Annotated in this window: 21 protein-coding genes, 2 pseudogenes and 1 other annotated feature; all 23 genes and pseudogenes read left to right on the plus strand. The window is 36.8% G+C overall.

Going from position 1 to position 24,473, the window contains the following annotated elements:
- Nucleotides 1-40: 40 nt before the first annotated feature.
- The 23 genes and pseudogenes from BR77_RS11495 to BR77_RS11605 all read left to right on the plus strand — a co-directional run bounded on the left by BR77_RS11495 (nucleotide 41) and on the right by BR77_RS11605 (nucleotide 24,409).
- Nucleotides 41-712 carry a response regulator transcription factor gene (locus BR77_RS11495; RefSeq protein ID WP_015077816.1) on the plus strand — a complete coding sequence of 224 codons (672 nt, stop codon included), beginning with the start codon at nucleotides 41-43 and terminating at the stop codon, nucleotides 710-712.
- Nucleotides 709-2,154 carry a sensor histidine kinase gene (locus BR77_RS11500; RefSeq protein WP_015077815.1) on the plus strand — a complete coding sequence of 482 codons (1,446 nt, stop codon included), beginning with the start codon at nucleotides 709-711 and terminating at the stop codon, nucleotides 2,152-2,154. The genes BR77_RS11495 and BR77_RS11500 overlap by 4 nt, the downstream gene beginning before the upstream one ends.
- Nucleotides 2,155-2,590: 436 nt before the next feature.
- Complete coding sequence (locus tag BR77_RS11505) at nucleotides 2,591-3,424, plus strand: ABC transporter permease (protein ID WP_015077814.1); 834 nt, start codon at nucleotides 2,591-2,593, stop codon at nucleotides 3,422-3,424.
- Nucleotides 3,417-4,196, plus strand: coding sequence for an ABC transporter permease (locus BR77_RS11510; protein ID WP_010051966.1), 780 nt, complete (start codon nucleotides 3,417-3,419; stop codon nucleotides 4,194-4,196). The genes BR77_RS11505 and BR77_RS11510 overlap by 8 nt, the downstream gene beginning before the upstream one ends.
- Nucleotides 4,197-4,219: 23 nt before the next feature.
- Complete coding sequence (locus BR77_RS11515; RefSeq protein WP_015077813.1) at nucleotides 4,220-5,260, plus strand: ABC transporter ATP-binding protein; 1,041 nt, start codon at nucleotides 4,220-4,222, stop codon at nucleotides 5,258-5,260.
- Between the two features lie 26 nt (nucleotides 5,261-5,286).
- The gene (locus tag BR77_RS11520) at nucleotides 5,287-6,345 is read left to right on the plus strand and encodes an ABC transporter substrate-binding protein (protein WP_015077812.1); all 1,059 of its coding nucleotides are present in this window, start codon (nucleotides 5,287-5,289) and stop codon (nucleotides 6,343-6,345) included.
- Nucleotides 6,346-6,442: 97 nt separating this feature from the next.
- Entirely contained in the window at nucleotides 6,443-8,155 is a 1,713-nt protein-coding gene (locus tag BR77_RS11525) for an adenine deaminase C-terminal domain-containing protein (protein WP_015077811.1), read from the plus strand.
- Complete coding sequence (locus BR77_RS11530) at nucleotides 8,152-9,471, plus strand: amidohydrolase (protein WP_015077810.1); 1,320 nt, start codon at nucleotides 8,152-8,154, stop codon at nucleotides 9,469-9,471. The genes BR77_RS11525 and BR77_RS11530 overlap by 4 nt, the downstream gene beginning before the upstream one ends.
- Nucleotides 9,472-9,605: 134 nt before the next feature.
- Nucleotides 9,606-10,202, plus strand: coding sequence for a TetR/AcrR family transcriptional regulator (locus BR77_RS11535; protein ID WP_010051975.1), 597 nt, complete (start codon nucleotides 9,606-9,608; stop codon nucleotides 10,200-10,202).
- A gap of 139 nt (nucleotides 10,203-10,341) precedes the next feature.
- A complete protein-coding gene (locus BR77_RS11540) occupies nucleotides 10,342-11,418 on the plus strand; it encodes an ABC transporter permease (RefSeq protein WP_015077809.1) in 1,077 nt (358 codons plus the stop codon).
- 4 nt (nucleotides 11,419-11,422) lie between these two features.
- Nucleotides 11,423-11,698, plus strand: a pseudogene (locus tag BR77_RS11545) (ATP-binding cassette domain-containing protein); the annotation flags it as partial.
- A 123-nt stretch (nucleotides 11,699-11,821) separates the two neighbouring features.
- Nucleotides 11,822-13,426: an IS1634 family transposase gene (locus tag BR77_RS11550; protein ID WP_034558278.1), complete on the plus strand. Its 1,605-nt coding sequence runs from the start codon at nucleotides 11,822-11,824 to the stop codon at nucleotides 13,424-13,426.
- A 7-nt stretch (nucleotides 13,427-13,433) separates the two neighbouring features.
- Nucleotides 13,434-13,841: pseudogene (locus BR77_RS11555) on the plus strand (ABC transporter ATP-binding protein); the annotation flags it as partial.
- Nucleotides 13,842-13,946: 105 nt separating this feature from the next.
- Nucleotides 13,947-14,426: a glutathione peroxidase gene (locus BR77_RS11560; protein ID WP_010051978.1), complete on the plus strand. Its 480-nt coding sequence runs from the start codon at nucleotides 13,947-13,949 to the stop codon at nucleotides 14,424-14,426.
- Between the two features lie 214 nt (nucleotides 14,427-14,640).
- Nucleotides 14,641-15,300, plus strand: coding sequence for a class I SAM-dependent methyltransferase (locus tag BR77_RS11565; protein ID WP_015077807.1), 660 nt, complete (start codon nucleotides 14,641-14,643; stop codon nucleotides 15,298-15,300).
- A 239-nt stretch (nucleotides 15,301-15,539) separates the two neighbouring features.
- The gene (radA, locus tag BR77_RS11570) at nucleotides 15,540-16,916 is read left to right on the plus strand and encodes a DNA repair protein RadA (RefSeq protein WP_010051982.1); all 1,377 of its coding nucleotides are present in this window, start codon (nucleotides 15,540-15,542) and stop codon (nucleotides 16,914-16,916) included.
- Nucleotides 16,917-16,986: 70 nt separating this feature from the next.
- On the plus strand, nucleotides 16,987-18,102 hold the full coding sequence (locus BR77_RS11575) for a PIN/TRAM domain-containing protein (RefSeq protein WP_035065100.1): 1,116 nt from the start codon (nucleotides 16,987-16,989) through the stop codon (nucleotides 18,100-18,102).
- Nucleotides 18,103-18,472: 370 nt separating this feature from the next.
- Complete coding sequence (ispD, locus tag BR77_RS11580; protein WP_035065103.1) at nucleotides 18,473-19,171, plus strand: 2-C-methyl-D-erythritol 4-phosphate cytidylyltransferase; 699 nt, start codon at nucleotides 18,473-18,475, stop codon at nucleotides 19,169-19,171.
- Nucleotides 19,171-19,644, plus strand: coding sequence for a 2-C-methyl-D-erythritol 2,4-cyclodiphosphate synthase (ispF, locus tag BR77_RS11585; protein ID WP_015077803.1), 474 nt, complete (start codon nucleotides 19,171-19,173; stop codon nucleotides 19,642-19,644). The genes ispD and ispF overlap by 1 nt, the downstream gene beginning before the upstream one ends.
- Nucleotides 19,645-19,792: 148 nt before the next feature.
- Nucleotides 19,793-21,265 (plus strand): glutamate--tRNA ligase, encoded by a 1,473-nt coding sequence (gene gltX / locus BR77_RS11590; protein ID WP_010051986.1) that lies wholly within the window; start codon nucleotides 19,793-19,795, stop codon nucleotides 21,263-21,265.
- A 58-nt stretch (nucleotides 21,266-21,323) separates the two neighbouring features.
- Nucleotides 21,324-21,546, plus strand: a binding site (T-box leader).
- A gap of 360 nt (nucleotides 21,547-21,906) precedes the next feature.
- Nucleotides 21,907-22,416, plus strand: coding sequence for a serine O-acetyltransferase EpsC (epsC, locus tag BR77_RS11595; RefSeq protein ID WP_015077802.1), 510 nt, complete (start codon nucleotides 21,907-21,909; stop codon nucleotides 22,414-22,416).
- A 159-nt stretch (nucleotides 22,417-22,575) separates the two neighbouring features.
- Entirely contained in the window at nucleotides 22,576-23,985 is a 1,410-nt protein-coding gene (cysS, locus tag BR77_RS11600) for a cysteine--tRNA ligase (RefSeq protein ID WP_015077801.1), read from the plus strand.
- Nucleotide 23,986: 1 nt separating this feature from the next.
- Nucleotides 23,987-24,409 carry a Mini-ribonuclease 3 gene (locus BR77_RS11605; RefSeq protein ID WP_010051989.1) on the plus strand — a complete coding sequence of 141 codons (423 nt, stop codon included), beginning with the start codon at nucleotides 23,987-23,989 and terminating at the stop codon, nucleotides 24,407-24,409.
- The last annotated feature ends 64 nt before the right edge of the window (nucleotides 24,410-24,473 follow it).

The raw sequence follows: 24,473 nt of genomic DNA on the forward strand, positions 1-24,473 counted from the left end.
TAAGCTTTTTAAATAAGGAATCGAGGAAGGAGTTGGGTTTATGCAGAAAAGAATTTTGGTAGTCGAAGATGATGAGATGACGAATAAAGTCATTACTAATTTTTTAGCTGAACAAAATTTTACTGTTTTCTCAGCGCTAGATGGGCAAGCAGGTTGGGATATTTTCCAAAAGGAAACTCTAGATTTAATTATCTTAGACATTATGCTTCCCAAAATCGATGGTTTAGCGTTGCTGGCTCAATTTAGAGAAGTTTCTCAAATTCCAATTATTATGCTAACCGCACTAGATGATGAATACACACAGGTAGTTAGTTATAGTAATCTAATTGACGATTACGTGACCAAGCCTTTTTCGCCTACGATTTTGGTTAAACGAGTTGAAGCGGTGCTCCGTAGAAACGTGCAAGAGGAAGAAAATAGCGGGAAAATTAAATACGGTGAGTTAACAATTGACTTAGATGCTTGCACTGTTGAAAATCAATCTGAAGCAGTTAATTTAACAAAAAAAGAATACGATATTGTTACACAATTAATTAGCCGTAAAGGCAAAGTTGTGACGCGTGAGCAATTGATGGATCAAATTTGGGGCTATGACTATAACCCTAGTGACCGGATTATTGATACCCATATAAAAAATATTCGTAAAAAATTACCCGGTATTGAAATCAGAACTGTCAAAGGAACTGGCTATGCAATCGAGGCAGAGCTATGAGAATCAGAACGAAAAATTTTCTCTTCACGTCGGGAATTATTATTATTGTTGTGACATTAGCTTTTGGTTTGCTTTATTGGATTATGCCCGGATATTATCAGCAAAAAAAAGAATCGGAACTATCTAAAATTATGGAGGATGTTGCTAAACAGATTGAAGGCAAAACAATTAGTGAGACTACTGAAATTTTAGATAAGACAGGCTTGGAAACTGGAGCAGTATGGACCTTGATAAACGGAGAGGACCAATTGATTTATCCAGATGGTCAACTATTAAGTGTCACTCAAGCTGTGAATACCAATGAAGTAGTCGTTAGAGATGATTCTAGTTTTGGGAATGTAACTGAAAGTGGAGCAGCTCAACCCTTAATCACTGCTATGAACATTCAAACGAATGATCTGGGAAATTGGGGGGATGTTATTCAGAAGTATAAATACTTTGTTGATAATGAAGGACAAGTTTATAAGTTAAATGCGATTCGAACTCTCCAACCAATTGATGAAGCAAAAGGCGTATTACTCGATATTTATCCTTGGATTTTGGCTGTAAGTTTTTTAATTGGCGGAATCGGAGCGTTTATCTATTCCTATTACTCCACAAAGCGGATTTATCAGTTATCGATGATTACAAAACAAATGACTGAAATGAATGAAACAACTCGTTGTCCAGTAGTTGGGAAAGATGAAGTCAGCACATTGGCAACCGATATTAATTATCTTTATGGCAACTTACTGACAACAATTGAACAATTGAACCAAGAAATTGAGTTAACTGCTGAGATTGAGCGCTCTAAAGCTGAATTTATGCGGATTGCTTCTCATGAATTAAAAACACCGATTACGGCAATGTCAGGCATTGTTGAGGGAATGCTATATAATGTGGGGGAATTTAAAGATCGCGATCATTATCTAGCTATTTGCAAAGAGATTTTAGCTACTCAAAGCCAGTTAGTGAAGGATATATTATATATATCACGACTTGAAATGATTGAAGGAGCAAGTGAAAGAGAGATATTTTCAGTTTCTGAATTAGTTGAAAAAGAAGTTTTACCAGTTTTTGAACTGATGGCAAAAACAAAAAAATACAAGCTGGAGACTAAGATAGAACCAGTCCAGATTGAAGGCGTTCGTGAAGATTTGAAGAGAGTACTTATGAATCTGCTTAGTAATGCTTTACAATATACTTCAGAAAATGGTCGGATTGTTGTTACCTTAAATGAAGCTGGCTTCGCATTAGAAAATGAATGTGAACCACTGACGTCGGATGATTTGAGTAAAGTCTTTGCCGCTTTTTATCGCCCAGATTATGCGCGAGCTAGAAAAGACGGTGGGACGGGTTTAGGCCTGTATATTGTTGGACAATTACTAGAACGGGATCACTTAACTTATTCTTTTGAGCCAACAAAACAAAAAAATGGTATGGTTTTTAAAATTAAGTGGTAAAAAACTGTTTCCAGAAGGTAAAACCGAACGATTTTTTTATCAGGAAATTCATATATGAGAAAAGGATGAATAAAACTAAATTGTTTTATTCGTCCTTTTTTGCGCGTGAATATCTTTTTACCAGTTTTTCTTGATATAAACACGAACATTAAAAGTTTTATATTGTTTTTAATTTGGTTTTTCTATTGAAAAAACAGTGTAAATTGATTATACTATAAAAGTCGTTTTGTTGATTAATCACTACGTTATTCCTTTCTGAAAAATTAATGTACGTTTTTAAGGACGATTTTAAATAAAGAATATCTCAATGAGCATTTTATTTAGTCTAGCTCTTATGCACCAACGCTTTGGAAAAAGACATTTTTCTTAGAATTTCCTATTTTCTAGTCGAGGCTAAGACTGCGAGTGCAACATTCTATAAAAGGAGGAACCTACCATGAAAAAAAGCATACCTTATCTAATCTTAGCGCCAGGGTTGATTCTTTTGATTTTCTTTTTAGTGATGCCTTTGGTTTCAATTTTATTGCCAACCGTTTTTGAAGGTGGTTTTTCACTAACAGCTTATCAACAGTTTTTTAGCGATAGCTACAACATTAGTATTTTCATTCGGACTATAAGAGTATCCTTAATTGTGACGCTCATCTCAGCCTTATGTGGGGTTCCAACAGCTTACTATATTGCGCGAAGTCCTAAAAAATGGCGCAGCTTGTTAATGGCTTTGACACTTTTTCCCTTGCTGACGAACTCAGTTATTCGGAGCTTTGCTTGGATTAACATCTTAGGCCAAAATGGAGTTATTAATAATTTTTTACTTAGTATCGGCGTAATCAAACAACCAATCGTTATGCTGTATACAGAATTCTCGATTATCGTGGGGTCCATTTACTTATTTTTACCAATTATGGTGATGACCTTAGTTGGAGTAGTTGAAAATATTGATCCAGAAATTATGGAATCCGCTGAAACCTTAGGTGCCAATCGGTTTTCAGCCTTTATGAAAGTTATTTTACCCTTAAGTATTCCAGGAATTATCGTCGGCAGTGTTCTCGTATTTACTGGAACACTAACCGCCTACACAACACCACAATTATTAGGTGGCAATAAAAATATGCTTTTAGCAACATTTCTCTACCAAAAAGCTATGGCATTAGGCGATTGGTCCGGAGCGAGTGTGATCGCATTCGTGATGATCGTGACCACTATCGTTGTGATGCGCGTCTTCAACTGGATTGCCGGAAAAGCAGATAAGAGAGGTGAACTAAATGCGTAAACAAAGAGGCTTAACCCTGTTCGTCGGACTAGTATTCGCTTTTCTCTTCCTACCATTAGTGCTGATTGCGATTACCTCATTTGGCGAAAATGCTACAATCCAATTCCCAATCGAAGGATTTACCTTTAAATGGTATCAAAACATCTTCGTGTCAGAGGCTTTTGTCGATGGTTTTCTGCTGAGTTTAGAAATTGGACTTCTAGCCACAGTGCTTGCTTTGATTATTGGTGTGCCAGCAGCATACGCTTTAGCGAGACATGGGATTAAAGGACGAAAATGGTTAAAGAGCTTTTTCTTATCACCAACGATTGTACCAGGAATCGTAGTTGGGTATTCTTTATTTCAATTTGTTGTAATTCAACTTCAATTACCTGTCTTCCAAGGCCTATTACTTGGCCATTTCTTAATTAGCTTGCCTTACATTATTCGAGTAGTTGGCTCAAGCCTAGAACAACTTGATTTTTCCATTGAAGAAGTTGCTTGGACCTTAGGCTGTACCCGGACTAGGGCTTTTATCCGGATTGTATTGCCGAATATTACGTCAGGAATTTTTGCTTCCTTTATGCTAGCATTTATCAATTCCTTCAATAATATTCCTGTCTCAATGTTTTTATCTGGTCCAGGAGTCACAACCTTACCAACATCTTTACTAAACTATATTGAATATAATTATGATCCAACTGTTTCAGCTATTTCCGTTTTATTAATGATTGGAACGATTGTGCTGATGTATATTATTGAAAAAACCTTAGGCTTAGCTGCTATTGCATAACCAAAAGAGGAGGAATTGTTCAAATGTCATTTGTTGATTTAAAGGATATTCGTGTGAGCTATGATGGCAAAACGAACATTCTAGAAGAATTAAATATCTCAATGGAAAAAGGAGAACTCGTTTCATTATTAGGCCCAAGTGGCTGTGGCAAAACCACAACTTTGCGAGTGATTGCGGGACTAATCGAACCTAACGATGGAAACTTTGTTTTAGACAATGAAGATTTGACTAAAGTGCCAGTCCATAAACGTAATTTTGGTATGGTCTTTCAAAGTTATGCATTGTTTCCTCATCTAACCGTCAGAGAAAATGTTGCCTTTGGTTTGAAGTTGAGAAAAGAATCAAAAGAGAATATTGCTACCAGAGTTACTGAAATGTTGAAGGTTTGTGGACTAGAAGATTTTGGCGATCGTTATCCCAAGCAAATGTCTGGCGGCCAACGCCAACGTGTTGCATTAGCTAGAGCCTTAGTTATCGAGCCTAAACTTTTATTATTGGACGAACCTTTAAGTAATCTAGATGCAAAATTACGCATTAATATGCGGATGGAAATCAAACGAATTCAGCGTCAATTAGGTATCACATCGGTCTTTGTGACTCATGATCAAGAAGAGTGTTTCTCAATTTCAGATAAAGTAGCTGTCATGAATAAAGGGATTATTGAACAATATGATACTCCTGAGGTTATTTACAACAATCCTAAAACAGAATTTGTTGCCCGTTTCATTGGATTTGAAAACTTCTTTCAATTGCAAAAAAAATCAGAATTTAGTTATGTAGCTGAAAATGGAACAATTTTTGAAACGACAAGAAGCTCTGAAAATAATAAGGCGATTGGTACGATTCGCCCAGATGATATTGAAATTGTTCATCCAGAACAAGAAAATAGAACCAATCTACTTGCTGGTGAAATTAGTGTCCGGACCTTTTTAGGGAAAAGTTATCAATATGAAGTCAAAACAGCTATCGGTAAGTTATTAGTTAATGGTTCAGATAAGCAAGTCTACCATTCAGGTGATCGCGTTCAACTTTGCTTGCCAGAACATAAAGTCGTTTTAGTTTAAAAAAATAAAAAAAGTGGGGTAATGAAATGAAAAAAGGTTTAGGTTTTGTAGCAGTTGCATTATTGGGAGCTTTAGTAGTATCAGGTTGTGGGAATAAGGCCGCAGATAAATCAAGCAATGTACCCAAAGAATTAGTTGTATCAACGTTTGGTTTAAGTGAAGATATTGTTCAAAAGGATATTTTTAAGCCCTTTGAAGAAGCTAACAATGTAAAAATCGTTGTTGAAACAGGGACAAGTTCAGAACGTTATACAAAACTAGAAAATAACCCTAATTCGAAAGTAGATGTCATTGAATTATCGCAATCTAATGCGGCAAAAGGTTTAGATGAAGGTTTATTTGCTAAAATCGATGCAGAAAAAGTACCGAATATGGCTAATTTAACTGACGCAGCTAAAGAAATTGCAACGGACGGAGCCGGTCCAGCTTATGGCGTTAATAGTATCGGGATTATTTACAACAAAGAAGCTGCTGGAATGGAAATTAAAGAGTGGTCTGATTTATGGAATCCAGCTTTAAAAGGTAAAATCTCAATTCCAGATATTGCTACGACTTATGGCCCTTCAATGGTTTACCTAGCCAATGATTATAAAGGTGGAGACATTGAAAAAGATAAGGGTGCCGCAGCTTTTAAAGGCTTAAAAGAATTAGCTCCTAACGTTGTTAAAACTTACGGAAAATCTTCAGACTTAGCTAATATGTTTAAATCTGGTGAAATTGTTGCAGCTGTTGTAGGGGATTTTGCTGTTCCAATTATTACTCAAGCGGATGCAGATGTTGCTTATGTTGTACCAGAATCAGGAACATATGCCAACTTCAATACCATTAACATTACTAAAAATTCTAAAAATAAAGAACTTGCTGAAAAATTCATTGACTGGAGAATTAGTCAAGAGTTACAAGAAGTTACAGCTAAGTCTTTAAACGAAGCACCGACCAATGCCAAAGTGGTTTTAGATGATGCTACGGCAGAAAATAAAACTTATGGAGCCGTTGCAGATCGGGCAAAAGTTATTGATTTCAGCTTTGTTAACGGTCAATTGGCAAGCTGGATTGATCAATGGAATAAAACCTTAAATCAATAATACAGACGATAGATAACCTTTTGCAACTGATAACCGAATGGTTTCTCGGTGCTTAAGGTTATTTTAATAGTGAATTAGTAGAAAAGAGGAATAAAAAATGCAGGTTGATTTATTAGTTGAAAATGCTCAGGTATTCAATACCTTTATCCAAAAATTTGAAGCCAAACATGTGGCGATTGCTGGTGAACGCTTCTTTTATATTAGCGAAGAAAATCTAAAATACTTAGAGCCAAAAGCAACCATCGATGCCGGCGGACGTCATATGATTCCAGGTTTGATTGATTGTCATATGCACATCGAAAGTTCCATGACGATTCCATCTATTTTTTCAAAAGCAGCTTTGTACCATGGGGTCACGACGATTATTGCGGATTCTCATGAAGTTGCTAATGTTTTTGGGTTAAAAGGTGTCGAAGCCTTTTTACAAGCAGAGACAGAGTTAGATATTTTTTATGCGATTCCTTCATCGGTGCCTTCAACCACTGTTGATTTAGAAACAACGGGCGGAGTCATTGGCTTACCAGAAGTTCGTGAATTACTAAAATCACCTAAAGTTATGTGTTTAGGTGAGGCGATGAACTTTAAAGGGATTATTTCTGAACCCGATTCTTTAATTCGTCAGATTATTCGTGAATGTCAAACAACACGTCCAACAATGCCTATTGAAGGACATGTTCCGAAAATTACCAAAGAAGACTTAGCTACATTTATTTATCATGGTGTGACAGCAGACCATACGCATCAAAGCCCGGCATCCATTTATGAAAAAATTTGTAACGGAATGTTTCTTGAAATGCAGGGAAAATCAATTACAAAAGAAAACATCCAGACGATTGTTGACAATCATTTTTATGAATATGTAGCATTAATTACAGATGACGTGATGGCAGACGATTTATTAGAAGGACATTTAAATCAAATTGTTAAAAATGCAATTAAATGTGGTATGCCAGCTGAATGGGCAATTTACACAAGTACTTATACACCTGCTAAACGGATGGGCTTCCAAGATCGTGGCGCGATCGCACCAGGTCAAATGGCTGATTTTATTTTACTAGATGACTTAGCGCAATTAGATATTTATCAAGTGTATAAAAAAGGTCAATTAGTTCACACAAAAGGTGAGAACATTCAAGCACCTGAAGCCACAGAAAATTTTCCAGCAGAATTTTACCAATCGGTCCATTGCAAAATGGCTGAACTTATTGACTTTCAGTTAACCGCACCAGCCGATGCTACAGAAGCTAGCTGTAATGTGATGCAAATTCAAGAAGTTGGGACTTTTACAAAACCAGTCCAACGCATTTTACCAGTTAAGAATGGAATTGTGGATTGGGAAAATAGTGGGTTGGCGTTAGTAGTTGTGATGGAACGTTATGGAAAAAATGGGAACATCGCCTATGGACTTGTTGAAAATACGTTAACCAAAAAAGGCGCAGTTGCTACAACATGGGCCCATGATCATCATAATGTCATGGTGTTAGGAACTTCTGCAGCAGATATGGTTGTGGCACAACAACGTCTAGTCGAGATTCAAGGTGGCTATATTGTTGTAGATCAAGAACGAGTGGTCGCAGAATGTCCCTTGCCAATTGGCGGGATTTTAAGTGCCGCGCCGTTGTCTGTTTTAGGAACAGAATTGAAAGCTGTACGCAAGGCAATGGTGGATTTAGGCTATAAAAATATGAATGAAATTATGTCATTTTCAACCTTGTCGTTACCTGTTTCACCGGCGATTAAAATTACAGATATTGGAATGATGGATACTAGAACACAAGCAATTATTCCAGTGATAGCGAGGTTCAAATGAAAACACTGATTCAACATGTCCAATTAGTAACGATGAATGCGACACGAGATGTTTTTCCAGATGGCTATCTCATTATTCAGGACACACGGATTGTCGCATTAGGAGCCATGGAAAATTTGACAGAAGAACTAAGTCACTTTGATAAAGTCATTGATGGTGAACAAGGAATTCTAATGCCAGGGATGATTAATACCCATACGCATATTGGTATGGTTCCCTTTCGTTCTTTAGGAGACGATGTACCAGACCGTTTGCGACGTTTCCTATTTCCATTAGAGCAACATATGACTAAAGAACTGGCTTATCACAGTGGAAAGTATGCTATCGCTGAGATGCAATTGGCGGGTGTCACTAGTTTTATGGACATGTATTATTTTGAAGATGAATTGGCAAAAGCTACAGCAGAAATGGGGAGTCGTGGTATTCTTGGCGAAACGATCATTGATTTCCCAACTTGTGATGCCCAAGAGCCTCATGGTGGTTTAGCTTATGCCGAAAATTATATTCCCAAGTGGTTAGGAAATCCGTTAATCACCCCAGCGATTGCGCCCCATGCTCCAAATACAAATAGTCAAGAAGCCTTAGAAAAAACGACTATGTTAGCAGAAAAATATGATGTGCCTGTTAGTTTACATGTTGCTGAAATGGATTACGAAGTACAGTATTTTATGGACAAATATGGCCTAACGCCAGTTGGTTATCTGCATAAAATTGGCTTTTTAAGTCCTCGTGTGATTGCGGCTCATTGCATCTTCTTGACTGATGACGATATCGAGCTATTAAAAATAACTGGAACAAAAGTGGCACACTGCATCGGCGCAAATACGAAATCAGCCAAAGGTGTTGCACGCATTCAAGATTTACTAGCAGCGGGAGTCCCAGTTGGTTTAGGTACAGACGGACCAAGTAGCGGAAATACACTTGATTTGTTTACTCAAATGAAGTTGTTTGCCAATTTTCATAAAACAACCTTAAAAGATCGAGGTGCTTTTCCGGCGGTTGAAATTGTGGCCTTGGCGACTAATGGTGGAGCAGAAGTTTTAGGCTTATCTAAGGAAGTCGGTTCATTAGAAGTTGGAAAACAAGCAGATGTCGTTTTAGTAGAAACAAAATCAGTCAATATGTTTCCTAATTTTGACCCTTATGCAGTTTTGGTTTATTCTGGAAATGCTAGTAATGTAGAAATGGTTTATATTAATGGCAGATGTGTTGTGGAGAAAAAACAGTTGGTTCAGCAGTCATTAAGTAGCTTACAACAAAATTTACAGGCGGAAATGTCTGAATTTAAAAAAAGGGCAATGGAATTAGCAGATTAACTAAAAATAGTAGACTGGGAGTTTCCAGTCTTTTTTTGTGCTTATAGAGTAATTATAAAGACAGAGCCTACTAAATATAGTATAGTAACAATTATAAATACTATTTAATTGGGAAATAAAGAAGGTGAATGTAAATGGAAAAGTTGACACGTAAAGAAGAAATGCAGCTGACAAGGGAGAAAATTCTTAAAGAAGCGCAAATTTTATTTATGCAAAAGGGTTATAAGTCAACCTCTACAAGAGAAATTGCCCAACAGAGTAAGATTACTCAACCGGCTCTTTACCATCATTTTAAAGACAAAGAGACGCTATATATAGAAGTCATTCGGGAACTAACAACAAGTGTAAAAAAAGAACTAGATAAAATTCTAAAAAAAGAAACTGACCCAGAAACCAAATTATCTGGGATGATACTGACTTTAATTGATTTACATCCGACGAACATTATGCTGATGATTCATGATATTTTAAATGAGATGCAACCAGAAAATCAATATCTTTTGTTCCAATTAAGCCAAGATACCTATTCTCGTCCCTTCGATGATTTCTTTACAGAGATGCAAGAAAAAGGGCTTCTGCGACCTGAAGTTTCAGCACGAGCGGCAGCTAAGTTTGTGGTGACTAGCATTAGTCCAATGTTTAATGGCAACCAAAAATTTGCATCAAAAACGCCAATGTCTGAACAAGTCCGCGAGTTAACTGATTTCATGCTGCATGGCGTTTTTAAGTAATAGTCATTCGTAAAAACCAATTCAACTTAGAATTGGTTTTTTTTATTTTAAATGACAGTTTTCAAGCAAATTATTTCACTTATCAAATGATAAATGGTATTATTTGTTTATCAATTGATAAATGAATGGGGATGATAACATGTTTTTAGCATGGAACGAAATAAAATACTCAAAAACACGTTTTGCACTAATTGTAGGAGTGATGTTTTTAGTATCATACTTAGTCTTTTTTTTAACAGGCTTAGCCTATGGGTTAGCCCAGGACAATCGTTTGGTAGTCGATAAATGGGATGCTGCAGGAATTGTTTTAAGCAGTGAAGCTAACAATAATTTATCTGCTTCAACGATTTCTAGCGACGATGTAAAAGATATTAAGGCTAAAGAAACAGCAGAATTAGGGCAGTTAGCCGGAGTTATTACCAAAAAAGGTACTTCTGAAAAAATCAATATTAATGTTTTTGGCGTCAATCAAGATGAGTTTATTAATCCAAATGTAACAGAAGGGCGCACCTTTGAAAAAGAAGGTGAGGTTGTAGTTGATGACAGCTTGAAAATAAAGGGACTGAAATTAGGAGATAAGATTCGACTATCTACCAACGGAGCAACGTTGAAAATTGTCGGATTCACCACAAACAGTAAATTTAATACAGCTCCGATTGTTTACATGGATATGGCAGAGTGGCAAGCGGCAAAATTTGGTACAACTGATCCGTCAGCAACTCAGAGAATTAGCGGGGTCGTCGTCAAATCTGGAAATATGAAAGATTTAGGTTTAGATAAAGATAAGGTTAGTGGGATTACGTCAAAAAACTTTATTTCAAATATTCCAGGTTATACGGCACAAACCTTAACTTTTAGTATTATGATTGGCTTTTTATTTGTAATTGCGGCCTTCGTGATTGGTATTTTTATCTATGTCTTAACATTACAAAAAAGCAGTATGTTTGGTGTTATGAAAGCTCAAGGAATTGCAACAAGTTATATTGCTAAATCAATTGTTGCCCAAACCTTTTTATTAGCAACGCTTGGTGTTGGGATTGGCTTAGTCTTGACGTTAGGTACAGCTCTTGTCTTACCCGAGGCAGTTCCTTATATGACAAATTATCTATTTTTAGCAGGTTTTACAGTGGTATTGATTAGTGTTGCTATTTTAGGCGCACTGTTCTCAGTTCGAACAATTGTGAAAATTGATCCACTAGAAGCGATTGGAGGGTAATCTTATGAATTTATTAGAACTTAAACAAGTAACCAAAAAATTTGGGAAAGGTCATACTGAAGTCACGGCCTTAAAGAAAACCGATTTTGCTATTAAAGCTGGAGAATTCGTTGCGATTATTGGACCTAGTGGATCTGGCAAAAGCACATTATTAACGATTGCTGGCGGACTACAAAGCCCGACAGAAGGCGAAGTTTTTATTAACGGGAAAAATTTTAGTAAAGTCAAAGAAAAACAACGTTCAGCATTACGTTTTAAAGAGCTAGGCTTTATTTTACAACCTGCATTCCCGAATTGTGTAACGATAATCACTCGAAAAACCGCTATAACGATTGATATATAGCGGTTTTTTTGTAGACTTATAACTCGTTATATAATATAATGTATAACGAGGAGTGTTGATATGGCAGTTATTTTTCAGACAAACAAGAAAACGGGCATTACTTATGCCTATCAGAATGAACCCTACTGGGATAAGGAAAAGCAACAATCACGCGCTAAGAGGACACTGATTGGAAAAGTCGATCCGGTTACAGGTGAAATCGTCCCAACACGTTCGTACAAAAAGAAACCGGCCCCGACTTCATCGGAAGTTAAGCCAGGGCCGATTCCAATGACACAAGTCCGAAGAATCTTCTATGGGGCAGGTTATCTGCTCGATCAAATTGGCAAGCAGACAGGCGTATACGCGGACCTTAAGGCCATCTTCCCGGAGCATTATAAGCAAATTCTGTCGATCGCCTATTACTTGATTCTCGAAGAGAATAACGCCTTGAGTCGTTTTTCCCATTGGCAAAAACTGCATCATCACCCGTATTGCCAGGATATTCCTTCACAACGAAGCAGCGACCTATTCCAAGCAATCGATGAGGAAGGCCGGATGGCCTTCTTTCAGAAACAAGGCAACCGCCGGATGGAAAAGGAGTATTGGGCATTTGACACTACGTCGATATCGAGTTACTCAGAGGTCTTATCGCAAGTGAAGAAGGGACGAAACAAGGAACACGACCGCTTGCCACAAATCAACTTGGCACTCTTGTTTGGGGCGCAATCCGGACTGCCCTTTTATTACCGCAAGCTCTCCGGAAATATCACCGATGTTAAAACGGTTCGGCAACTCATGAAGGAATTTGATGTAATGGGCTACAAAAAGGTCAACGTGATATTTGATCGAGGTTTTTACAGCAAGGATAATATCAACGCCTTGTATAAACACCACCAGAAATTCGTGATAGGAGTGCAACTCAAACTCAAATATGTCAAGGGTGTGTTGGAAGCGGAACGTGAGAACTTGAAACTTTGGTCAAACTTCGAAACACAGTTCACCACCTACGGTGTATGTCGCACAATAAACTGGGAATACGAACAGGAACGTCCGTATAAAGGTGATGTGATAAAATTGGAAAAGCGCGCGTATCTGCATCTGTTCTACAATCCTGAAAAAGCGATTAAAGATCAGGTAGACATGAACGACTATCTGACAGCCCTTCACCAAGATCTGAAGGAAAATACACTAAAAGATTATCGTATGAAAGATTATGATAAGTACTTCGAAGTTACTGAGACACCTAAACGAGGGAAGAAAATCACGCCTAAAGAAGAGGCGATGCGCAATGCGGTTAGAAATTATGGTTACTTCGCCTTGCTTTCTAATGAGGTCAATGATCCGTTTGAAGCGTTGTCTCTTTATCGCAGCAAGGATGTTGTTGAAAAAGCCTTCGGCAATTTAAAAGAGCGCCTCAACTTCAGAAGAATGCAAGTTTCATCCGAATTGTCCCTGAATGGGAAGCTTTTTGTGGAATTCATCGCCTTAATCTACTTATCCTACGTGAAAAAGAAGATGCAGGATGCCGAGCTATTTAACCAATGGACCCTTCAAGGTGTACTGGACGAACTGGACATGATTGAATTATTTGAGGCCCCCGGGCACGGTCGCGTGTTGGGAGAGGTTACGACGAAGCAGAAGGAATTATACGAGGCGTTAGGCGTTGCCCTTCCCTCGTTATAAATTCCGGGAATTCAGGTTACAAGCGTCAAACCTAATCCCTTTTTTAAGTGTTAATGATCAACTAAAGCTTGTCAATAAAGTGGAAAAAAAGGCATTTGATCAAAAAGCAACAGATAAGTTATTAGAAGATTTAGGTGTGCTAAATTTGAAGAATAGTTATCCAAAAGATTTGTCAGGTGGAGAGCGTCAAAGAGTTGCAATTGCTCGTGCCTTGTATCATCATCCAAGCGTTATTTTAGCAGATGAGCCAACAGCGAGTCTTGATTCAGAAAAAGCTTTTGAAGTTGTTGAGATTTTAGCGAAAGAAACCAAAGAAAAACAAAAAGCTACGATTATGGTCACCCATGATCAACGTTTGATTGAGCGTTGCGATAAAGTCTACGAAATGCGAGATGGCATTTTGAAATTGTTATGATAAGAATAGGTTGAAATAAGAGTGAGAAAAAGTATTTTAGGGTATACTGTAGATAGTCAATAGAATCAAAAATTAAATTTATTAGCTTGAGGAAGGGGAACTAACATGACTATTTATGATTATACAGCAACGCTAGAAAATGGTGAAACCTACTCGATGGAAAAATATCGGGGAAAAGTACTCGTGATTGTAAACACAGCAACTAAGTGTGGATTAGCACCTCAATTTGAAGATTTAGAAACAATCTATGAGACTTACCATGAAAAAGGACTAGAAGTTTTAGGCTTTCCTTCTAATCAATTTAAACAAGAATTAAGTACAAGCGAAGAAGCAGGAGAAGCTTGCCGACTGACTTATGGAGTTACTTTTCCGATGCATGAAATTTCAAAAGTAAATGGTGACGATGCGAATCCAATTTTTTCTTATTTAGTTAAGAATACTTCAGGTGTTTTGGGAAGTAAAATTAAATGGAATTTCACAAAATTTTTAATTGATCAAGAAGGAAATATTGTAAAAAGATATGCACCAAAAGATAGTCCTAAAAATATGATTGAAGATATCAATGCATTGTTAGCTAAAAATTAATAGAGTGAAAAGGGCTTCTAGTTTGAACTAGAGTCCTTTTTTGTTATTGTAAAAGTAAGTATAATTAAAAAAATGTTCAAACATACTTTGCTAAAATACATTACTTAGTAATATCATTTGCGAAATTATAAAAGATGTTATAAAATTGGCTTGCTAGTACATTTATGGACAGTTTACAAGTGAAGTAATACATCGGAAATGAGGGGATTGCTAGGTGGAGAACAATGAGGATAGAGTCAAAAATACGTATAAAAAAATATGCCTGTATGATAAAATTATGGACTTACCTTGGTGGGCTAAACTAGCTGGAAATGTGGTCTGGGGCTTTCATACAATTGGATTTATAGAAAAACTATTGAGTGACATTCCAGATGACTTTGATGGAGAATTATTAGATATCCCTGCTGGAAGTAGTAATTTTACACTAGAAAAATATAAAAAATTGAAAAACTGCACAATTTCATCAGTCGATTATTCTTCTGAAATGCTCGAGATAAGCAAAAGAAAGTTTGAAAAAGAAAATCTGATGCAAATTAAATTTTATGAAGAAAGTGTTTATGCGTTACCTTTTAAGGATAGTCATTTTGATTATATTTTAACAATGAATGGATTTCATGTTTTTGCAGAAAAAAAAGCTGCTTTTGAAGAATTGTATCGTGTCCTACAAACCGGGGGAATAATATCTGGCTGTTTTTATATTCAAGATCAAAGATACTTGACGGACTTGATTATTAAAACTTGTTTTGTGCCATTCTATTTATTTAGCCCACCTTTTTATTCATTTGAAGAAGTCAGAATGTTTTTAGAAGATAAATTTTCAGAAGTGAGTATCAAAAATCAAAAAAGTATGGTTTATTTTTCATGTAAGAAATAGCAACTTTGTCTTATCCTTATTCATTTTATAAGCCCTAACGCTTAAAACTAATCGGATTTTAAATTTTTAGAAGGTTAGTTAAAAAAAGATTCATTTCGCATGGCTTTTTAAAAATGCTCTTAAGTGTGAAAATATAAGGTTTTTTTAAGGAATTTTGTGGTATTTTTAAGCAAGAATTACGTAAACTATGTTAGAATGTAATAGATACGTTTTTGAGAGCAAAAGGGGGACATAGTGAGATGGCGAAGAAAAAAGCCACAAAATTTGTCTGCCAGGCGTGTGGATATGAATCGCCTAAATGGATGGGACGATGTCCGAACTGTGGCGCTTGGAATCAAATGATGGAAGAATTAGAAGTAGATAAAAATGATCGTCAGAACCGTGTCAGTATGACCGGTCAAACTGCTAAAGCAGAAGCGATTCAAGATATTACTGTATCAAAAGTTCCGCGCGTTAAAACTGAATTGAATGAACTAAACCGTGTGTTAGGCGGGGGTGTCGTGCCAGGTTCGCTGGTCTTAATTGGCGGAGATCCAGGAATTGGTAAATCAACGTTACTATTACAAGTCTCTGCTCAGTTAAATATAGCAGGCGGAAAAGTTTTATACGTATCAGGAGAAGAAAGTGCCAGCCAAATTAAAATGCGCGCCGATCGATTGGGTGTTAAAGGTGCGGATTTCTATATTTACCCAGAAACAGATATGGGAGCGATTCGTCAAACAATTGAAGATTTAAAGCCTGAGTATGTGATTATTGACTCGATCCAAACTATGAGTCAACCAGATGTTTCAGGTGTTGTCGGAAGTGTTTCTCAAGTTCGGGAAAGTACAGCTGATTTAATGAAGATTGCCAAGAGTAACAATATTGCAATTTTTATCGTCGGTCATGTGACGAAAGAAGGTGCAATAGCCGGACCAAGAATGCTTGAGCACATGGTAGACACGGTTCTTTATTTTGAAGGCGATCGACACCATACATTTAGAATTTTACGAGCGGTTAAAAACCGTTTTGGTTCAACGAATGAGATTGGTATTTTCGAAATGCGCGAAGGTGGACTTGTTGAAGTATTAAATCCATCAGAACTTTTTTTAGAAGAGCGATTAGATGGAGCAACCGGATCTGCTGTTGTAGCAGCAATGGAAGGTACACGTCCAATTTTAGTTGAAATACAATCATTGATTACTCCAACTGTTTTTGGAAATGCCAAACGAACAGCAAGTGGTGTCGATCATAATCGCGCCTCGTTAATTATGGCAGTGTTAGAAAAAAGAGCAGGATTAATGCTCCAAAATCAAGATGCCTATTTGAAAGCTGCTGGAGGCGTTAAGCTGAATGAGCCAGCAATTGATTTGGCGATTGCGGTTAGTGTGGCTTCAAGTTACCGAGAAAAAGAGACCCGAGCTAAGGACTGTTTTATCGGTGAAATTGGGTTAACTGGAGAAGTTCGTCGTGTTAGTCGCATTGATCAACGTGTGCAAGAAGCAGCTAAGTTAGGTTTTACACGTATGTTTATCCCAAAAAATAATATTGGTGGGTGGACATTTCCAAAAGATGTTGAAATCGTAGGTGTGTCAACAGTTGCCGATACAATCAGAAAAGCATTAGGTGACAAATAAAGGCTGAATGTCTTTCGTTTAGTGAGAGGCGTTCCCTTTAAAATTAGAACGTATAGAAGGAGGAATTTCTTTGACAAAAAAAATCATTACCGCAGTTTTTGCCGTTGTTGGCGGAAGCATAGGAGCAAGTTTTTTACCAGATGTCTGGAGCTTATTTAACGTAACAAATAGTTTTCTTAACAATACTTTCACAAATATTATTATTGGTGCAATTATATTCTTACTTTTCTCATTGGTTCTTGTGAAGTATGTTGAGCGCGGTGTAAAAAAAGCAGAGGTGTACTTGAGTCAACAAAGTACTGCTTATCTCTTATTTGGGAGCTTAGGTACAATTATAGCCTTATTGTTAGCCTTCCTAGTAACAATGCCTTTAATGGGCTTAAAATGGCCAGTGATAAGTACAATTCTACCAATTATTATTTATATGGTGTTTGCTTATTTAGGATTCCGTATTGGGACTACTAGAAGAGAAGAATGGCGCAAGCTTATTCAACCACGAGCTAAAAAAAGCAATGAAGAAGATGCAAATGGTAAAGTTTTAGAGCGCAAATTTGATGATGATTTCCGTAAATATAAAATTTTAGATACAAGTGTCATTATTGATGGTCGAATTTATGATATTGCTAAGACTGGTTTTATTGAAGGAACATTAATGATTCCTAATTTTGTTTTGATGGAGCTACAATATATCGCTGATTCAGCAGACAGTTTAAAACGTGTCCGAGGTCGTCGTGGCTTAGATATTTTAAATGCTTTACAAAAAGAATCTGATATTCAAGTTGAAATGTATGATGGAGATTTTGAAGATATAACTGAAGTTGATAGCAAATTAATCAAATTAGCGAAACTTTTAGATGGCGTTGTTGTGACAAATGACTACAATTTAAATAAAGTCAGTGAATTTCAAAATGTTCCAGTTCTAAATATTAATGAGCTAGCAAATGCCGTTAAACCAGTGGTTATCCCTGGTGAAAACATGAATGTTATGGTAGTAAAAGCTGGAACTGAGCGAAATCAAGGCGTGGCTTATTTAGATGATGGAACAATGATTGTTGTTGAAGATGGACAATACTATATGAATAAGAGTATTGAAGTTGTTGTGACAAGTGCATTGCAAACGGCGGCTGGTCGTATGATTTTCGCTAAGCCTGTTCATGCTCAAAGAGGAATTAAGGAAAAAGAATAAAATAGATTCGTTTTATGGAAGAAGGGTGGAATTTTGAGGTGACAAAAAACGTCATTTCAAATCCCCCTATTTTTCTGCCAAGGCTAGTTTTTATGAGTTAGTCTCTCGGAAGAAAGATGAAATTTCGAGGTGAAAAAAAGCGTCACATCAAATTTCATCTATTCTTCAATCTAGTCTGAGAGAACTCAACAAACTTTTGATCGAGCTAAGCGGCTCAACAAACTTTTTATCAAGGCTAGTTCTTATGAGCCAACTCTTCGGAAAAAAGATAAATTCCCAAAAAAGTAAAGAACAACTTTTCTTTGAATTTCCTATTTTTCTGCCAGAGTTAACCAGCTCAACAAACTTTTTATTCAAAGGAGTGATTTTAGTGGGCTATGAGCTAGTATTGTTGGCAGCAGGGCAAGGTAGGCGTATGAAGGCTTCTAAAAATAAAATCTTGTTACATCTATTGGGAAAACCAGTAATTGAGTATGCTTTAACTACTTTTGTTAATGATGCCGACTGTCAGCATATTGTTTTGGTTGTTGAAAAAAAGGAAAAAGAATTGATTGAAGCAGTGTTAGCTCAAAATGAATTTGCTGCTAAAGTTCCTATTACCGTTGTCATTGGTGGAAAAGAACGGCAAGATAGTGTATATAATGGGTTACAATACTTAAAAAAACAGACGGGTGTGGTATTGATTCATGACGGGGCTCGTCCTTTTTTAGAAGCTAATTTAATCAAAAAACTCTATCAAAAAGCTCAGCGAACAAATGCAACTATAGTCGGTGTACCCGTTAAAGACACCATTAAAAAGGTTGTGGAAGGAAAAGTTGATCAGACAATTCCAAGAGAGGAATTATGGCAAATTCAAACTCCGCAAGCTTTCCAAATATCTTTTATTCAAGAAGTTCATGAACGTGCTAGACAAGAAGGCTTTTTTGGAACAGATGATGCGTCTTTAGTTGAACATTACGGATATGCTGTGGAAGTCACGGAAGGCAGCTATATGAACATTAAATTAACAACACCAGACGATTTAGTGATTGGTGAAGCTATTTTGAAGATGAAGGAGAGAGGTAACTAATGTGGATTGGTCAAGGTTATGATGTTCATCAATTAGTTGAAGGGCGCGATTGCATAATTGGTGGTGTGAAAATACCTTATGAGTTAGGTTTATTAGGTCATTCTGATGCAGATGTCCTTTTGCATGCCATTATCGATGCTCTATTAGGTGCAGCCGGAAAAGGAGATATCGGTCATTTTTTCCCTGACACAGACGCCCAGTTTAAAGATGCAAATTCTCGAGAATTATTTCGTGAAGTTTGGGCGATTCTTAAAACCGAAGGATATTTCCTGGGAAATATTGATGCAACAATTATTGCAGAAGCGCCTAAAATGCAGACATATTTAGAAGAAATGAAACAAAATATTGCTGCTGACTGTGAATCCGATAGCAGCCAGATTAATATAAAAGCTACTACATCAGAAAAAATGGGATTTGTTGGTCGAAAAGAAGGCATTGCTGTGATGGCAGTTTGCTTACTAGGAAAAAAATAAGGTCCATTTAAACTAGTTGTAAAAGTACCATATTCTGAGATTAAGTGAAGATATTCAAAACAAACGTCTTCAGCCTTCTCTCAAAGTTAAATAAGTGTTAAAATAAAGAAGAGAACACAATTCAAAAAAGAGAAAAGAGGAATTGACTATGGCTAAAAAAGTTCGTGTACGTTACGCACCAAGCCCAACAGGACATTTGCACATTGGAAATGCCCGTACTGCATTATTTAATTACTTATTTGCGCGTCACAACGGTGGAGATTTTATTTTAAGAATTGAAGATACAGATGCAAAAAGAAATATCGCAGATGGTGAATCTAGCCAATTAGATAATTTGACATGGTTAGGAATGGATTGGGATGAAGGTCCAGATAAGCCAGGGAACTATGGCCCTTACCGTCAATCTGAAAGAGGATCTATATATAATCCATTAATTGAACAACTTCTACTAAGCAACCGTGCGTATAAATGTTACTGTTCAGAAGAAGAATTAGAAGCAGAGCGTGATGCTCAAAAATCACGTAGCGAAATGCCACATTATAGTGGGAAATGTGCGAGCCTTACACCAGCTGAACAAGCTGAAAAAGAAGCGGCTGGATTAACTCCAGTTATTCGTTTCCGTGTACCTCGTGATACAACTTATTCTTTTGACGATTTAGTTAAAGGACCAATTAGTTTTGAATCAAGCAGTATTGGTGGAGATTTTGTTATTGCCAAACGTGATGGTATTCCAACCTATAACTTCGCAGTAGCAGTTGACGATCATTATATGGAAATCAGCCATGTATTACGTGGTGACGATCATATTGCAAATACACCGAAACAATTGATGATTTACGAAGCATTTGAGTGGACACCACCAACTTTTGGTCATATGACTTTAATTATCAATAGCGAAACTGGTAAAAAGTTAAGCAAACGTGACGAAAGTATCTTACAATTTATTGAACAATATCGTGATTTAGGTTATTTACCAGAAGCGATGTTTAACTTTATAGGTTTACTAGGTTGGTCACCAGTTGGAGAAGATGAAATTTTCAACCAAGCAGACTTCATTAAAATGTTTGATCCTGAGCGTTTAAGTAAATCACCAGCAGCCTTTGACGGTAAAAAACTAGAATGGATTAACAACCAATATGTAAAAGCGACAGATTTAGATACATTAACGGACCTATCTTTAGTACATTTAGTAAAAGCAGGTTTAGTTGAAGCCAATCCAACACCTGAAAAAATTGAATGGGTGCGTCAACTAGTGAGTTTATACCATGAACAAATGAGTTATGGTGCTGAAATCGTTGAATTATCTGAGTTGTTCTTCACAGACACTCCTAAACTAGACGATGTTGCCAAAGAAGTTTTAGCAGGCGAAACAGTACCAGTCGTTTTAAATGCTTTCCATAAAGTACTTGGTGAAATTGAATTATTCGATGTTGCTAGCATTAAAGCAGGAATCAAAACAGTTCAAAAAGAAACAGGAGTTAAAGGTAAAAACTTATTTATGCCAATCCGAGTTGCTGTTACAGGCCAATCACACGGACCAGAATTAGGCGAAACAATTGAATTATTAGGACGCGAAAAAGCGAAAGCCCATTTAGAAGCAGCTATTGCAAATTTAGGCTAAACGTAGTACTATAGTCCTTAATCAAATAAACGAGCAAATTAAAGTAAGATTATGAATAATAAAAGCAGTGATGAGAAAAGTAGTTTAGCGAATGTCCAAAGAGAGTCTGTGTAGGTGAAATCAGACGTCAGAAGCTAAATAAAGTGCCTCTCGGAGTTGTCCTAGTGAAGTTTAAAGTAGCTAAGACCGGTTCACACCCGTTAACCTGTTTGAGTTAATTACCCTTAATTAGGCTAATTAAGAATAAAAGTGGAACCACGCAATGAGAAGGCGTCTTTTGTATACATACATAGGTATGTGTATAGAGGGCGCCTATTTGTTATGATTTGCCAGGATTGCCATGATTCTTGCTGCTTTGCCATGATTCTTGCTGCTTCAGCAGCTTAGAAGCATGGTATGCATCGGCCGCAGGACGACTGTAATCCGAAAAGGTTTATATTCTGTTGCTTAGAAGCATGGTACACATCGGAGAAATAAAAGGAAGAAAAGTCTCCATAAAGTCGCTTTGTACGAATGAACTAAAGGATGAAATCCTTAAGTTCATTAGCAACTGTGGTCTTTAAAGGATAAAACCCTTAAAATACAGACTATCTTTTTTACTAAAACAAACATCATATACAATCCAGAGGAGATGAGAAAAAATGTCTATTCGTGAGGAAATTTCTGTTATTAAAAAAAATGATCCCTCCGTTAAAAGTACACTTGAAATACTTTTAACCTATCCGGGCTTCCATGCAGTTTTAAACCACCGTTTGGCGCATTTTTTCTATCGGCATAAACTCTATCTTCTAGCTAAAATACTAGCTACGATCTCTCGATTTTTCACAGGAATTGAAATTCATCCAGGTGCAAAAATAGGAAGACGTTTATTCATTGATCACGGGATGGGTGTGGTCATTGGAGAGACGGCAATCGTAGGGGATGATGTTATTATTTTTCATGGTGTAACCCTTGGAGGTACAGGTAAAGAGACAGGACAGCGGCACCCAAAAGTTGGAAATCATGTCTTATTGTCAGCCCATGTTCAAGTGTTAGGCCCCATTGAAATTGGAGATTATGCTAAGATTGGCGCTTCTGCAGTTGTTTTGAAGTCTATTCCAGCTCATACTACAGCGGTTGGAATTCCTGCTAAAGTTGTAAAAGTGCGCTAACTGAATAATAAGGTTTTTTAAGGGCTTAATTTGCCAGATAGTTGTTTTGACTTTTTAGATTCTTTTTTCTAAACTAAAGGCAGGTTAAACAAAAGAATTTCTATTTTCTTGCCAGAGCTAATCCAGGTCAACAAACTTTTTATTTAAGGAGATGAGAAAATGTTAAAAATATACAATACAATGACTCGTGAAAAAGAAGTATTTGTTCCTTTAACAGAAGGGCAAGTTAAAATGTACGTTTGTGGTCCAACTGTTTACAATTATATTCATATCGGAAATGCACGGAGCACTGTTGCTTTCGATACGGTTCGTCGTTACTTTGAATTCCGCGGGTACCAAGTTCAATTTGTTTCTAATTTTACCGATGTAGATGATAAAATTATTCAGGCAGCAAAAGAATTGAATATCACAGCGCCAGATGTTGCCGACCGTTTTATTGAGGCTTTTTATACAGATGTGACAGCTTTGGGTGTTGAGAAAGCTACGAAAAACCCAAGAGTAATGGAAAATATGCCTGATATTATTGAATTTATCCAAGTATTAATAGATAAAGGCTATGCCTATGAGTCAGATGGTGATGTTTATTATCGAACACGAAAATTTAAGAACTATGGTAAACTTAGTGATCAGTCAATTGATGAGTTAGAAATTGGTGCGAGTAACCGTTTAGAAAAAATAGAAAATGAACGAAAAGAAGATCCTGTCGATTTTGCGTTATGGAAATCGGCTAAAGCAGATGAAATTAGTTGGGAATCTCCTTGGGGTGCTGGACGTCCAGGTTGGCATATCGAGTGTTCAGTTTTGGCAACAAAATATTTAGGTGATACAATTGATATTCATGGTGGTGGTCAAGATTTAACGTTCCCGCATCATGAAAACGAAATTGCTCAAAGTGAAGCAAAAACCGGACATCCATTTGCTAATTACTGGATGCATAATGGCTTTGTGACAATGGATGAAGAAAAAATGAGTAAGTCTTTAGGAAATTTTGTTTTAGTTCATGAGCTAATTAAGCAAGTTGATCCTCAAGTATTACGCTTTTTCATGGCAACAACTCATTATCGACGTCCGATTAGCTATAATGAGGCAACTATATCAGAAGCTAAAAATAATTTAAATAAAGTTCAAATGGCAGCGAGCAATCTTCATTATCGCTTAAGTGATGCAACGATTGAATTGCCGACAGATCAAGACTATTTCCAACAATTAGCAGAATTTAAACAGACTTTTATCACTGAGATGGATGATGATTTTAATGCGGCTAATGGAATTACCGTGATTTATGAGTTAGCTAAGGTTATGAACATTTATAGTGAACAAGCTGAAGTGTCTAAAGCAGTTATTGAAGCTATGTTAGGGCTGTTCAAAGAGTTGCTTCAAGTTTTTGGAATCAATCTAGAAAATCAAGCTGAACTATTAGATGAAAATATTGAACAATTGCTAAGCGAACGAACTACAGCTAGAGCAGAGAAAAATTTTGCTAGAAGCGATGAGATTCGGGATTTACTAAAAGCAGAGGGCATTATCATTGATGATACTCCCCAAGGAACGAGATGGAGACGAGAATAATATGACAACTGAAAAAGATTGGTCCCTACTGAATGGTTTAGCGTTGGCTTACATTGGTGATGCAATATACGAAGTGTATATTCGCGATTATTTAATTCAATCAGGTAAGACGAGACCTAACCAATTGCACAAATCAGCAACAAAATATGTTTCAGCTAAGGCTCAGAATGCATTGATGCAACAAATGTTAGCGGTGGATGGGTTATTAACCGAAAATGAAATTACAATGTACAAACGTGGCCGAAATTCTAAAAGTCACACGTCGGCTAAAAATGCTGATATCACTACGTATCGCGTTGCAACTGGTTTCGAATCACTAATGGGCTATCTGCATTTATCTAAACAAACTGAACGAATGGAAGAATTAATTCAATGGTGTATTCAACAAACAGAGGAGGACCAAAATGAGCAATCAAAAAAGTAACTTTGGCAAAAAGGTAACGCAACAAAATCGTCGTCCTAGTAAAGCACATAAACCCAAGCGTGAT

Origin of the sequence: Carnobacterium maltaromaticum DSM 20342 (assembly GCF_000744945.1) — a bacterium.
GTDB lineage: Bacteria > Bacillota > Bacilli > Lactobacillales > Carnobacteriaceae > Carnobacterium > Carnobacterium maltaromaticum.

Bases quoted from the DNA above. Each gene is read 5' to 3' on its own strand.
- BR77_RS11495 (WP_015077816.1), top strand. From the start codon at position 41: ATGCAGAAAAGAATTTTGGTAGTCGAAGATGATGAGATGACGAATAAA.
- BR77_RS11500 (WP_015077815.1), top strand. From the start codon at position 709: ATGAGAATCAGAACGAAAAATTTTCTCTTCACGTCGGGAATTATTATT.
- BR77_RS11505 (WP_015077814.1), top strand. From the start codon at position 2,591: ATGAAAAAAAGCATACCTTATCTAATCTTAGCGCCAGGGTTGATTCTT.
- BR77_RS11510 (WP_010051966.1), top strand. From the start codon at position 3,417: ATGCGTAAACAAAGAGGCTTAACCCTGTTCGTCGGACTAGTATTCGCT.
- BR77_RS11515 (WP_015077813.1), top strand. From the start codon at position 4,220: ATGTCATTTGTTGATTTAAAGGATATTCGTGTGAGCTATGATGGCAAA.
- BR77_RS11520 (WP_015077812.1), top strand. From the start codon at position 5,287: ATGAAAAAAGGTTTAGGTTTTGTAGCAGTTGCATTATTGGGAGCTTTA.
- BR77_RS11525 (WP_015077811.1), top strand. From the start codon at position 6,443: ATGCAGGTTGATTTATTAGTTGAAAATGCTCAGGTATTCAATACCTTT.
- BR77_RS11530 (WP_015077810.1), top strand. From the start codon at position 8,152: ATGAAAACACTGATTCAACATGTCCAATTAGTAACGATGAATGCGACA.
- BR77_RS11535 (WP_010051975.1), top strand. From the start codon at position 9,606: ATGGAAAAGTTGACACGTAAAGAAGAAATGCAGCTGACAAGGGAGAAA.
- BR77_RS11540 (WP_015077809.1), top strand. From the start codon at position 10,342: ATGTTTTTAGCATGGAACGAAATAAAATACTCAAAAACACGTTTTGCA.
- BR77_RS11550 (WP_034558278.1), top strand. From the start codon at position 11,822: ATGGCAGTTATTTTTCAGACAAACAAGAAAACGGGCATTACTTATGCC.
- BR77_RS11560 (WP_010051978.1), top strand. From the start codon at position 13,947: ATGACTATTTATGATTATACAGCAACGCTAGAAAATGGTGAAACCTAC.
- radA (WP_010051982.1), top strand. From the start codon at position 15,540: ATGGCGAAGAAAAAAGCCACAAAATTTGTCTGCCAGGCGTGTGGATAT.
- ispF (WP_015077803.1), top strand. From the start codon at position 19,171: ATGTGGATTGGTCAAGGTTATGATGTTCATCAATTAGTTGAAGGGCGC.
- gltX (WP_010051986.1), top strand. From the start codon at position 19,793: ATGGCTAAAAAAGTTCGTGTACGTTACGCACCAAGCCCAACAGGACAT.
- epsC (WP_015077802.1), top strand. From the start codon at position 21,907: ATGTCTATTCGTGAGGAAATTTCTGTTATTAAAAAAAATGATCCCTCC.
- cysS (WP_015077801.1), top strand. From the start codon at position 22,576: ATGTTAAAAATATACAATACAATGACTCGTGAAAAAGAAGTATTTGTT.
- BR77_RS11605 (WP_010051989.1), top strand. From the start codon at position 23,987: ATGACAACTGAAAAAGATTGGTCCCTACTGAATGGTTTAGCGTTGGCT.